This is a genomic window from Pseudoalteromonas sp. MIP2626 (assembly GCF_013414205.1).
Taxonomy (GTDB): Bacteria; Pseudomonadota; Gammaproteobacteria; order Enterobacterales; family Alteromonadaceae; genus Pseudoalteromonas; species Pseudoalteromonas nigrifaciens.
This window is the reverse complement of record NZ_JAATTW010000076.1, coordinates 1-11389: the sequence shown is the minus strand read 5'-3', so window position 1 is coordinate 11389 and position 11389 is coordinate 1. Positions and strand designations below refer to the sequence as shown.

The window sequence follows — 11389 nt, the reverse complement described above, 5'->3', positions numbered from 1 at the left end:
CTTGAAAGTCTATTTCTAGCACAGGCCGATGGCAGTTATCGAAAATTATTGGGTAAACTCATTAAATACGACTTACTTATTTTAGACGATTGGGGGCTAGAGCCACTCAGTGCTCAGCAACGAAGCGACTTACTTGAATTAATCGATGCTAGATATGGTTATAAATCACACATCATCATTAGTCAGTTACCACAGGAAAATTGGCACCAAATGATCGGCGAATCAACGCACGCTGATGCTATTTTAGATAGGCTGATTCATGGTGCAATTAAGTTGAATTTAAAAGGAGAATCGATACGAAAACAGTTAAATGAATTGACTGATGATGATCAGTTAAGTTAATTTAAAAATGGCTCTACAAAATGATAAATCAAGCGATCAAAGCTGATGAGAATCGGTGATCAAAGTCATGAGAATACGCAATCGACAACCAGAAAAACATTTAGTGCTGAATTCAAACTTGAAGCAGCCCAATTAGTCCTCGATAAAAACCATAGCATCATCGAAGCTGCAAAGGCGATGAACGTAGGTAAGTCCACTATGGATAAATGGGTGAGACAGTTAAAACTAGAACGCCAGGGTGGCACACCAAAAGCATCTCCGATTACCCCTGAACAAATTGAAATCCGTGAGCTGAAGAAGCAAATAGCTCGTCTTGAGGAGCACAATCTTATCCTAAAAAAGGCTACCGCTCTCTTGATGTCAGACTCGATGAACAATTTACGCTAATCAGCGAACTCAAGCAGAGCCACTCTATCCTCACAATTTGTAATGCATTCAAAGTACATCGAAGTAGCTATAAGTATTGGTTAAAAAGAAAAGAACATATTGATGCAGACTTTACTATTTTATGCAGTGAAGTGAAGGCCGCACATCGTATTAGTCATGGCTCTGCCGGTGCTCGAACGATAGCGCAATTAGTGACTAACAAAGGGATTGGTCTCAGTCGTTATCGAGCTCGTAATCTAATGAAAAAGCTTGGGTTATTAAGCTGTCAGCAGCCTAAGCATTCTTATCGAAAAGCGATACAAGAGCATGTTGCAATCCCCAATACGCTTAATCGACAGTTTGCAGTAACTCAACCAGATCAAGTGTGGTGTGGCGACGTGACGTATGTTTGGGTCGGTAATCGCTGGGCCTATCTAGCCGTTGTTTTAGACTTATTTTCCCGCAAACCTGTTGGATGGGCTTTGTCATTATCACCAGATAGTGAGCTGACCTGTAAAGCTTTGAAAATGGCATTTGAGTTAAGGGGTAAGCCTGAGAATGTGATATATCACAGCGATCAAGGTTCGCATTACACAAGCTTGAAATTCAGACAATTAATATGGCGTTTTCAGATTGAGCAAAGTATGAGTCGCCGCGGGAATTGTTGGGATAACGCACCAATGGAGCGTTTCTTTAGAAGTTTGAAATCTGAGTGGATACCCGCAAGTGGTTATGGGAATTTTACAGAAGCAGATAAAGAGATCACAAATTACATCACTGGATATTACAGTGAGACCAGACCCCATCAATATAATGGTGGGTTAACGCCAAATGAGTCAGAACGTTTATATTGGAATGACTCTAAAACCGTGGCCAATTTTACTTGACCACTACATAAGGTCGTCGCAGTAAGTATTGGAACACTTATCAAGGTACAGGATACGTCTGATGAGAGGTCGGAAATTTGTTAAAGGAAGCCGAAAATGACAGAGCAATTAAGACCGTTTGAAGTGGGTGATTACGATATTGTTGCCGCATACAGCAAGGAGCAAGCGTTGACTCTGCTCAATGAATATTGTGGTGATAAATTTACTCTTGAGGATATGGACATAACCGATCTCTCAGACCAACTGGATAGGACGATTCACCTTGAAGAAGGCGGGACTGAAACCCTAGGCGAGTGCAGTCTGCTATATAACAAGAAATACACAAAAGTCACAACAGAGAAAAAATAGACAAAACATAATGTTAGATTGGGCTTGTGTAATGCTTAAGGTCCAGTGTATTATTGACTTCTCACACGGGTTGAATGATAATCAATTGCATTACCATTATCTATAAGGTTCATTTTAACGTGAATAAAGTAAGTAAACTAATATTACTCCCACTCTCAGTATTAATTTGTAATGTATATTCATCCGATATAACTACATTTGAAGAGGTTCTAGTTAAAGCTAAAAAAGAACCAATATTAAATGAAGCAAATATAGAAATTGGCCATCAAAAAATAGACAATGAAATGTCAGGAGATATAAATGACTTAGTTAAAGGCGAGCTAGGCGTATCTGTTGTACAAAAGGGCAGGGCCGGAACAAGTGGTTTTAATATACGAGGTGTTGATGAAGATCGTGTTTCAATTCTAGTAGACGGTATTCATCAGGGTGAAACCTTTGAGAATGAAATTTATAAAGGTTATGGCTATTTTAATGGGTCTATTAATGAAATTGAATTAGATTCTGTAAAATCCGTAGCCATAAAAAAAGGATCTGACTCACTATTCACTGGTTCAGGCAGTTTAGGCGGTTCAGTATCATTTAAAACTAAAGATGCAGAAGATATAATATTACCTGGTAATGATTATGGCTTTTACAATAAAACGATGTTTGGAAGTAAAAATAATGAGCTGAAGAATACGATTGGATTAGCATTCAAAAAAAAATACGGTGACTTATTAGTATTATATACAGACGTAAATGGACATGAAGTAGAAACAAGGGATGAAGGTATTGATATTTATGGTAAGTCCAGATCACGTGCTGACCCTATCGATAAGAAATCATTTAATTTACTTGTGAAATCAACGTTAACTCCAAACAATAATAACAATGTTATTCTTACCTATGAAGAATTCAGTACCAAAAAAGATATTGATGAGAAATCTTGGGAGTTATTCGGTCAAAGTCATCGTAGCATTGATAGCACGGGAGATAGAAGTCGTTATTCTTTAGAGTGGGAGTATTTAAGTAATAATATTTATTTAGACCGATTATCTACAAAAATATATGATCAAAAAATTGATCAAACAGATAATAGTTATGTTTACTCTTTTAAAGATGAAAAGTTAAACCAGCATTATGAAAGAAGCATAAAGCAGGATTCATTTGGTATTGAACAAAAAGCAACAAGTAAAAATTATGAGGTATTATCTATTCCAATGATAAATAATTTTATGATTGGCTATAAACGAAAAGAACTTCAAAATGATAATGTCGATATCGATATTATTGGGGGGAAACCTTACGTCTCTGAAAACAGTATTATTGAACCTGTAGAAACAGATTCTTTTTATATAGCAGGGACTCATGAGATGATCGTTTCTGAATCAGAATTAATATCATTTGGAGCGAGGTATGATTTCTTTCAAAATGATGTGACCTTGAGTGGAAAATCAATATCAAATCATCTCTATGGGACATCATTAGATGCGCCAGAGGATACTAAATTTTCAGGAATCACTTTATCTGCTATTTATGATAATCAGCTAACAGCTAATATTAATGTTAAATATAAAATAAACAGTGGCTTTAGAGCTCCAAATGCAAATGAATTATATTTTTCATTCGGCGACAAAGTCGCCGCTAATAGAATTGAACCAAATGAAAATCTAAAGCAAGAAACTGGAATAACAAATGAAATTCACTTTGAATATGTTGAAGATGATTGGCAGTTTTCTTTAAATCCTTATTACACTAAATATCATAATTTTATTGACTTAAAATCGGAAACAATAAAAGTGCCAAATCCATGGTCTGATTATCCTGGTCAGCCAGAATTTAACGATCAGAATTATATGCAATATCAAAATGTAGATGAAGCTTACATTTATGGATTAGATATGAGGTTTGACATGAATTTATCTACATTTTTAGATATTTATGATGATCTTAAATATCAGGCGGGGATCAGTTACAGCAAAGGTAAAGGAAGTGATGGAGATTATTTAATGGGAGTTAATCCATTAGGGATAATGAACAATGTCACTTATACAACATCCAATTATAGAATTGGATTTTATAGTAACTTTATAGACAAAAAAGATCCTAAGGAAACGGTCCATAATGGAAAGCAGTCTAAGTATACTAGTGATAGTGTTTTATTAATGGATTTAGTCATTAATTACATGATGACTAAGAATGTTAAGATAAATGCGGGAGTATTTAACCTATTAGATAAGAAGTATAAAACTTGGGATTCTGTCAGAAGTATTCCTGAATTTGGTTCGACTAACATGGTTGATAGCGATGGGGTTGGATTGAATAGGTTCACCGCACCTGGAATTAATTATAAAGTAGGTTTGGAAATAAACTTTTAATATAACTTTATCTTAAATTTAATAACACCTTTTTAATTAGATGGTGTTATTAAATTTGTAATCTAAAATAGAGCTAACTTTTAATCACTCGATTTATACGCTGATATTGATAATTTTTTAACGTATTCTAATTTTATTTAAAGATACAGTTGCAATGATATTGAGAATTGTTATCATTTTGATTGTGAGAAATAATCGAGCTTTTGAACAAACTCCCTAGGGAATTAACATGAATATGCCGAGATACATTATTGCAGGAGGTGCTACTTTAGCCATCCATGCTGCTCTGCTGTTTGTAGTACCAGAAAATAAAGCGATAGCAATGCCCTCTGGGGCAAATACGACATCCGTTTCTATTAAGTTTTTAGCACCTTCTGTAGCACAGCCAAAAGCATTGCTAGAAAAAAGTGTCACGACAGAGACTCCAGATCCTGTAAAAAAAATAGAACCTGAGGTTACTCCCCCAAAAACAACCCCTAAAATAATAAAAGAAGCACCGAAGAAAGTTAAAAAACTGCCAAAAAAAGAGGTTTCGAAAATAGGAAAAAAAATATCGGAACACGTAATGGAGAAAAAATCGCAAGATAACCCCAAAAAAGTTGTAAATAAACAGACAGAACAAGAGCCTGAAATTCAGTCTCAAGCCCCTCAAAAAGGGGTCAATAACAAACCGCTGCTGATTAATATACCGTCTTTTCTCTCTCGTCCTACTCAGCCTCGATATCCGAGGATGGCGCGTCGGCGTGGTATTGAAGGTGTGACGACATACGAAGTTTGGCTGGACGAAAATGGTAGTCAAATAAAACAAATTCTAATTTCGTCATCTGGAGAATTACTACTAGACAAAGCGGCACTTAATGCAATCAAACGGTGGAGATTTTCTCCTCATACAATCAACGGAACGGAAGTCGCTCACCGAGTAAAAATACCTGTTCGTTTTAAATTGGATCTATAATGGAACATATTGATAATCTTCAAGAACACCTTGGCCCTATGACTTGGCCATTACTAATTTGCTCTCTACTTACAGTAATGATCATCACTGAAAGACTCTTTCAAGTAATGATTAGTTTAGGTGTAGGTAAAAGAGATATTCGTTTAAAACTGTCTCATATATCACCAACTAATGCTTCTGCCATTAACTCTTTGGTTGAAGATTTCGGTCGTCGCCGTCCTCTACTTTATAAAGGTGTTGCGATGTTATTGGTTCACCACACTTTTTCAAAAACACTACGTGAAGACGCTGCAAATATGTGGTTACAAGAAAAACAGCATCAATTACATTCTGGACTACGATTACTCACCTTAATTGGTGTTATGTGCCCTCTTTTTGGATTGTTAGGCACGGTTCTAGGTCTAATAGATATGTTTAAAGGCGTAGCTGCAGCGACAAGCGGCATCACACCTGGCGATTTAGCTGATGGTTTAGGACTGGCGATGCGAACTACCGCTGCAGGACTTGTAGTAGCTCTACCTGCCATCGCGGGTGCACAACTTTTAGGACTTTGGGCAGATCGACTTATATCGAAGTTAGAGCACACTCTCAACTATGTAAACCTGTGGTTGGAAGGTTTTTCTATGCGACATACTTTACCGGAACAACTAAAAAAAGTTGCATCACTATGATCAAAGTATCTCATCATAGAGCAAGCACAAGCCTAACACCGGATCTTACCCCACTACTTGATATCATTTTTATCGTTATGGTTTTTTTATTGTTAACAGCTTCAGTCCGATTGGAGTCATTGGATGTTGATCTTCCTAGTTCAGACTCTCAAGTTGTTTCTGAGGTCGACAATAAATCATTAACCATTAATATTCTTAATGAATCACCTCATTGGGCAATTGACGGTATAAAATTCAGTGATTGGAATAGTTTTACATTGGACTTGCTCGAAGAAACAACCCCTAATAAAAAGCCGATTGTCATTGGTGCAGAGAAAACTGCCGACATTCAACATCTGGTCAAACTATTGGCATTTCTACAAGAACATGGAATTCCGGCAACACAGCTTCTTACTGAAGATAAATAATTTACAACCGAGAAGCCGGTAAGCGTTAGCAATATCTGACAAAATAATTTTATGTCCATGCGACTTGAAATTGAAGCGGGGCGGATAAAGTTGAAAAGTAAGCAGTTGTGATGTATCGTTGTGGATTTTCTTAACGGAGTACGATAAATGAAAAAGTTATTCTTAGCCTCGTTTTCAATGATGTTGTTTAGTGGGACAGTATTAGCTCAACAGCCTCAAGTTACTATGGAATTACTGGGTGCTAACGGTAACACAGCTATTGGTACTGTCACCCTCCAAGATTCGGAGTTTGGTCTCGTCCTGACCCAAAATTTGTCATCCCTAACACCCGGTGAGCACGGTTTTCACGTACATCAAACCGGTAGTTGCGAGCCTACAACTAAAGAAGGGGAAACAGTATTAGGTGGCGCTGCAGGTGGGCATTATGACCCAGAGAAAACTAACCAACATGGCACACCATGGGCGACGAAAAATCATAAAGGGGATTTGCCGTCTTTATATGCCGATGCTGATGGTAAGGTAACCAATGCCGTATTAGCGCCACGTCTTAAAGTTGAGGATGTTAAAGGTAAAGCTTTGATGATCCATTTTGGTGGTGACAATCATTCTGATCATCCAGCTCCTTTGGGCGGTGGTGGCGCACGAATGGCTTGTGGTGTGATTAACTAAAATCTAACCAAGACAACGTGAATCAGACTTGCCTAAAGTGATTCACTAAGCTAAATAAATAATGATACAGGCACACCAAAGCGCAGACTTAGTGCTTTGGTGTGGTGTCGATTTGGCTTTTTCCGGTTCTGTCGCAAACTCAGATTGTGGGTTCTAAATTAAAGAGGCACTTTTCCTCAGATACAATTATGCAGCTAAAGAATAAAACTGCTCCCATGACGTCATTTCTTCTGAGTTAATCATCTGTCCTTGCTTAATCATGGAGCAGACTTCAACACCGGCCAAGGTTGATTCTGCACCAATCCAAGACTTCCATCCTAAACATTGATGCATGTTACCTTTCACTTTTCGATGACTTTGTTCAACAATATTGTTGAGGTATTTAACTGCCAATACTTCGAACATACGCAACATGTATCCACCTAACCAAAGGCTAATCTTGATGGTATCTAACGCTGCTGCATTCTTATCGATAACAACTTTACTTGGCAATCCACTACTGTTTATCGCTTTATCAAAGAAGGCCCGAGCATCCTGTTCATTACGCGTTTCACTCAAATAGAAATCAATTATAGCACCATACTTATCGACGGCTCTATAGTAGTAAACCCACTTACCTTTTGACCTTAATATAGGTCTCATCCATGCGCCATGAATCAGCTACTTCACGTTTTTTTTCTGAAATTGGCTTCAAGTAATGGCGCATATTTTATCACCCAACGATTTAATGTTGAGTGGTCAACGCGGATATTTCGCTCAGCAAAAATCTCTTCTATTTCACGGTAACTTAATTTGTACGCTAAGTAATAACGAAGTGCTTGCATGATGATCTCTTGCGGGAAATGGCATCCTGAAAAGTTAAGTTTCATGTTAATAATACTTCGTTATTGTGACGTTGGATTATCAATATATCGCTTCACTTCGTCAACTTTGCGACAGAACCCCTTTAAGCATTAACGCTGTTTCGATAGCTGTATCGCTATACTGAAAACCCTGTCCTCGGCCGCCATGATGCTCGGAGCAGCGTCACTGTTATCTATCCAGAAAGTGAGTGAACCTCTGTTGACCAAGGCTTTGTTATATTCAGGCCAGTTGGTGATGCGGTGCTTAGATTTGCCCATCTGATATCGTTTCCTATGAAGTGTTCAGAGGACCTGATCGCAATGAGCCTAAAAAGTTCACTTATTTAGGCAACAACGCCGTGCATAATTATTAAAGCTTGATCAAAAACAAAGTAAATGGAAATGAGATTGGTTATCATTTGCTTTTCTTTGTTTGAGATTGAATAATGATTTTTACGCCAACCATGACAGGTATTTATACACCAGATCCATTAAAATATGCGTTTACTGTAAAAACAAGTGCGCATTCTGGGCGTTCTGGCTGCCGACCTATCTCAATAGATCAAAACGAATGGCAACAGTGGTTCTCTATTGAAAGTCGTGCGGAAAAGAGAGCTTTGTATATTCATATCCCGTTCTGTAGAAAACGTTGTAGTTTCTGTAATTTTTTTGAGAATGCCACGAAACCTAGCCGTGTTACTGAATACGTTAATTCGCTCTGTCAGCAATTAGCCGGAGCTACTACAACGAAATTTATTAAAAGTGAACTGTTTGACACTGTTTATATCGGCGGAGGTACGCCAACAGACATGCAAGCAAATGAAATATTACAATTGGCTAACGTCATTCAATCTTTCCCATTAAAACCAAATGCTGAGATTACGCTCGAAGGGCGTATTAACGGCTTTACTCATGATAAATTTGAAGCTGCGCTGGCAGGCGGCATCAATCGTTTCTCTTTTGGAGTTCAAAGTGTAAATACAGAAGTGAGACAAGCCGCTGGTCGTTTCGATGATGAAAAAACGTTAATGCAGCGTTTATCTGAACTGGCTAAGCATCCTACAGCCACGATAGTAGCGGATCTTATGTTTGGATTACCAGGTCAAACGTTTGATATATGGATGCATGATGTAGAAGCAATGATCAGTACAGGTATTCATGGTATTGATCTTTACCAATTAATTAATTTACCGGGTTCTCGTATTGACTCGGCAGAGAAGAAAGGGACAATTTACGAGCGAGCTGATAGTCAAGTTCGTTCAAGCATGTACGCACAAGGTTCTAGATTACTGGAACAGAATGGTTGGGATCGTTTGTCTAATTGTCATTGGCGTAGTGATAAACGTGAGCGCAGTCTATACAACAGCTTAGCTAAGCAAGGCGTTGAAATTGTTCCATTTGGTGCTGGTGCTGGCGGTAGTATTCATGGTCATGGTTTAATGAACGGGCGTGATTTGACTGCTTGGCATAACGCGATTAAAGCGGGTGTTAAGGTTCCAAGTATGGTGATGTCAATAAATGAAAGTAGTCATATAGACACCATTATCAAGAAAGGTTTAGATAAAGGCACGTTAACTTTAAATGAACTTTCACTATCATTGAATACACATTTACAACCATTATTTATTAAATGGCAAAAGAACGGTTTAATCGAATTTGATAATAACAAATTGTCTTTGACGCTGGCTGGACGCTTTTGGAATGTGAATATGCTGGCTGGGTTATTCGAATATTTAGCGACGAATCCATTATTGGCACAAACCGTATAAAATGGATTAAAGCAAAGTGTACTGGTCAACCCAAACTGGACACTTTTACTTGAGAATTTTCAAACTCTACCGGTGACAGATCGTCATTAGCAGAATGCAGCCGCTCCAAGTTGTAATATTTCATGTAAGCAGTCACATCTTGCTTCATAAACTCCCTTGTTGGTTGATTAACTTTAAAAATCCAATCGTGTTTTAAGCTGCCAAAGAATCGCTCAACAACGGCATTATCCCAACACGCCCCCACATCACCCATGCTGGCTCGGATACCATAGCTCGATAGCAGCCTACCGAATTGCTTACTGGTATATTGCGAGCCTCGGTCACTGTGAAATACCAACCCTCTGGCCGGTTGTCGCAGGTTGTAGGCTTTTATTAATGCCTTAGATATCAAATCTGTGGTCATGCGTTTATCTATGTGCCATCCCACAATCCGGCGTGAATACAAATCCATCACCACTGCCAAATCCATCCAGCCTTCACCCGTCTTTAAATAGGTCACGTCACCCGCCCAGACCTGATTAGCCGATACTGGATTAAAGTTCATGTTTAACAGGTTATCTGCCACTGCATCTGAGTGTTTCCGCTGCGTAGTCACCTTGTAAGCACGTCGCTGGGTTGCTTTGAGTCGAAGGCGGTACATAATTTTACGAACGAGATAGCGACCAACCTGGTAGCCTTCCTTGCGCAATTTTTTCACCATTTCACGATTCCCTAAGCTGCCTCGACTTTGCTTAAATAGCTGTCGAACAAGGCGATAAAGCTTCAGTGTTTCAAGGCTTATCACGTTTGCAGGGCGCTTATGCCAATCGTAATAACCTGATTTACTTACACTCATTACTCGACATAACAGTGCTACGGGAAACAGGTTGGATTGCCGTTTGATGAAACGAAATCTTACTTCATTTCTCTCGCAAAGAAGGCGCTTGCCTTTTTTAGAATTTCTTTCTCCATTCGTAATTCTTTGTTTTCTCTACGTAATCGCCTTAGCTCATCACGCTCAGACTCTTCTAAGGTGATACCTTGTTGCAGGGCTTGGTGTTTTTCCTTCCAGTTGTAAAGCAGGCTCGTGCTAACTCCAAGAGACTTTGCCGCATCGGCAACGCTATAACCTTGTTCTAGCACCATCAAGACAGCTTCATCTTTAAATGCCTGGGGATAACTCTTATGTGATTTCTTCAGACTCATATCGACCTCTTAATTTATTGACCATACTGTCTCAAAATTAAGTGTCCGATGGGATTAGACCAGAACAGAGATCATGTCCAGAGTTTATACGCCTCAGTACCTGTTTGGCTGGGAATGAACTGAAATCATTTATAAAAAACAGTGATCTTTAAGGTCGCAAACGGATAACGGAAAATCACTAATGACTAACAACATATTAGTTCCAGATTACAGCTTGCAGCCGTCAGGCTATAAACCTTTATTTTTGCATAATCCTATGGTTTTAATTATTTACCTTTGTTCACAGCGAATCAGTCCATTTTTTTATCATGATGCAATTAATGAACTGAAAAACACACAGGGGATGTTGACTCAAAACATTATTAATTATCTGCAAGACAAAACAAGTCGGTCGGTTTTTCCTACTGCTCCTCTAGGCTATTTCGATGAACAGCGTCATTTTATTTCATATGTGACCACTCATATTGTGGGAACTCCGCAAACACAAGACTATGAACCTGAATTTACTTATTAAGTAAGCGCGTAATTAGCCCCACATACCAATGTTAATGGCACCTATGCATAATTTACTCAGCATATTAACCTGAGGTA

Annotated in this window: 11 protein-coding genes and 2 pseudogenes; 10 read left to right on the top strand and 3 right to left on the bottom strand. The window is 38.4% G+C overall.

All coding sequences use genetic code 11. The features are described 5' to 3' along the window. From HC000_RS17470 to sodC, 8 genes are all read left to right on the top strand, one after another. The coding region (locus HC000_RS17470; protein WP_179808309.1) for an ATP-binding protein at nt 1-342 on the top strand (342 nt) is incomplete at its 5' end. A gap of 45 nt (nt 343-387) precedes the next feature. Then, nucleotides 388-1595, top strand: a protein-coding gene (locus HC000_RS17465) for an IS3-like element ISSba5 family transposase (protein ID WP_179808308.1) whose coding sequence is annotated in 2 segments (ribosomal slippage) — nt 388-676 and nt 676-1595 — 1209 coding nt in all. Because the reading frame shifts where the segments join, the coding sequence is not laid out codon by codon here. 96 nt (nt 1596-1691) lie between these two features. Then, nucleotides 1692-1943: a hypothetical protein gene (locus HC000_RS17460; protein WP_179808307.1), complete on the top strand. Its 252-nt coding sequence runs from the start codon at nt 1692-1694 to the stop codon at nt 1941-1943. A gap of 119 nt (nt 1944-2062) precedes the next feature. Beyond that, a complete protein-coding gene (locus tag HC000_RS17455) occupies nt 2063-4300 on the top strand; it encodes a TonB-dependent hemoglobin/transferrin/lactoferrin family receptor (protein WP_179808306.1) in 2238 nt (745 codons plus the stop codon). A gap of 229 nt (nt 4301-4529) precedes the next feature. Beyond that, a complete protein-coding gene (locus HC000_RS17450; protein WP_179808305.1) occupies nt 4530-5255 on the top strand; it encodes an energy transducer TonB in 726 nt (241 codons plus the stop codon). After that, a complete protein-coding gene (locus HC000_RS17445; RefSeq protein WP_179808304.1) occupies nt 5255-5926 on the top strand; it encodes a MotA/TolQ/ExbB proton channel family protein in 672 nt (223 codons plus the stop codon). Before HC000_RS17450 ends, HC000_RS17445 begins: the two co-directional genes overlap by 1 nt. Next, the gene (locus HC000_RS17440; RefSeq protein WP_179808303.1) at nt 5923-6333 is read left to right on the top strand and encodes a biopolymer transporter ExbD; all 411 of its coding nucleotides are present in this window, start codon (nt 5923-5925) and stop codon (nt 6331-6333) included. The genes HC000_RS17445 and HC000_RS17440 overlap by 4 nt, the downstream gene beginning before the upstream one ends. Nucleotides 6334-6480: 147 nt before the next feature. Further along, nucleotides 6481-7002 carry a superoxide dismutase family protein gene (gene sodC / locus HC000_RS17435; RefSeq protein WP_179808302.1) on the top strand — a complete coding sequence of 174 codons (522 nt, stop codon included), beginning with the start codon at nt 6481-6483 and terminating at the stop codon, nt 7000-7002. A gap of 186 nt (nt 7003-7188) precedes the next feature. Here sodC and HC000_RS17430 read toward each other — a convergent pair. Together HC000_RS17430 and HC000_RS17425 are read right to left on the bottom strand one after the other, a co-directional pair. After that, a pseudogene (locus HC000_RS17430) lies at nt 7189-7871 on the bottom strand (IS6 family transposase). 70 nt (nt 7872-7941) lie between these two features. Further along, nucleotides 7942-8123, bottom strand: a pseudogene (locus tag HC000_RS17425) (transposase); the annotation flags it as partial. 167 nt (nt 8124-8290) lie between these two features. On the opposite strand from HC000_RS17425, the gene hutW reads away from it, so the two are divergent. Next, on the top strand, nt 8291-9613 hold the full coding sequence (hutW, locus tag HC000_RS17420) for a heme anaerobic degradation radical SAM methyltransferase ChuW/HutW (RefSeq protein WP_179808301.1): 1323 nt from the start codon (nt 8291-8293) through the stop codon (nt 9611-9613). Nucleotides 9614-9638: 25 nt separating this feature from the next. On the opposite strand, the gene HC000_RS17415 is transcribed toward hutW, so the two are convergent. Further along, nucleotides 9639-10798 (bottom strand): IS3 family transposase gene (locus HC000_RS17415; RefSeq protein ID WP_179808300.1). Its coding sequence is split into 2 segments (ribosomal slippage): nt 9639-10549 and nt 10549-10798, totalling 1161 coding nucleotides; the frame shifts between segments, so codons are not numbered across the junction. 181 nt (nt 10799-10979) lie between these two features. On the opposite strand from HC000_RS17415, the gene HC000_RS17410 reads away from it, so the two are divergent. Further along, nucleotides 10980-11312: a hypothetical protein gene (locus tag HC000_RS17410; protein ID WP_179808299.1), complete on the top strand. Its 333-nt coding sequence runs from the start codon at nt 10980-10982 to the stop codon at nt 11310-11312. Nucleotides 11313-11389 lie beyond the last annotated feature (77 nt).

Excerpts from the sequence above, each read along its gene's own strand:
- hutW (WP_179808301.1), top strand. The coding sequence starts at position 8,291 with ATGATTTTTACGCCAACCATGACAGGTATTTATACACCAGATCCATTA.
- sodC (WP_179808302.1), top strand. The coding sequence starts at position 6,481 with ATGAAAAAGTTATTCTTAGCCTCGTTTTCAATGATGTTGTTTAGTGGG.
- HC000_RS17445 (WP_179808304.1), top strand. The coding sequence starts at position 5,255 with ATGGAACATATTGATAATCTTCAAGAACACCTTGGCCCTATGACTTGG.
- HC000_RS17460 (WP_179808307.1), top strand. The coding sequence starts at position 1,692 with ATGACAGAGCAATTAAGACCGTTTGAAGTGGGTGATTACGATATTGTT.
- HC000_RS17410 (WP_179808299.1), top strand. The coding sequence starts at position 10,980 with ATGACTAACAACATATTAGTTCCAGATTACAGCTTGCAGCCGTCAGGC.
- HC000_RS17450 (WP_179808305.1), top strand. The coding sequence starts at position 4,530 with ATGAATATGCCGAGATACATTATTGCAGGAGGTGCTACTTTAGCCATC.
- HC000_RS17440 (WP_179808303.1), top strand. The coding sequence starts at position 5,923 with ATGATCAAAGTATCTCATCATAGAGCAAGCACAAGCCTAACACCGGAT.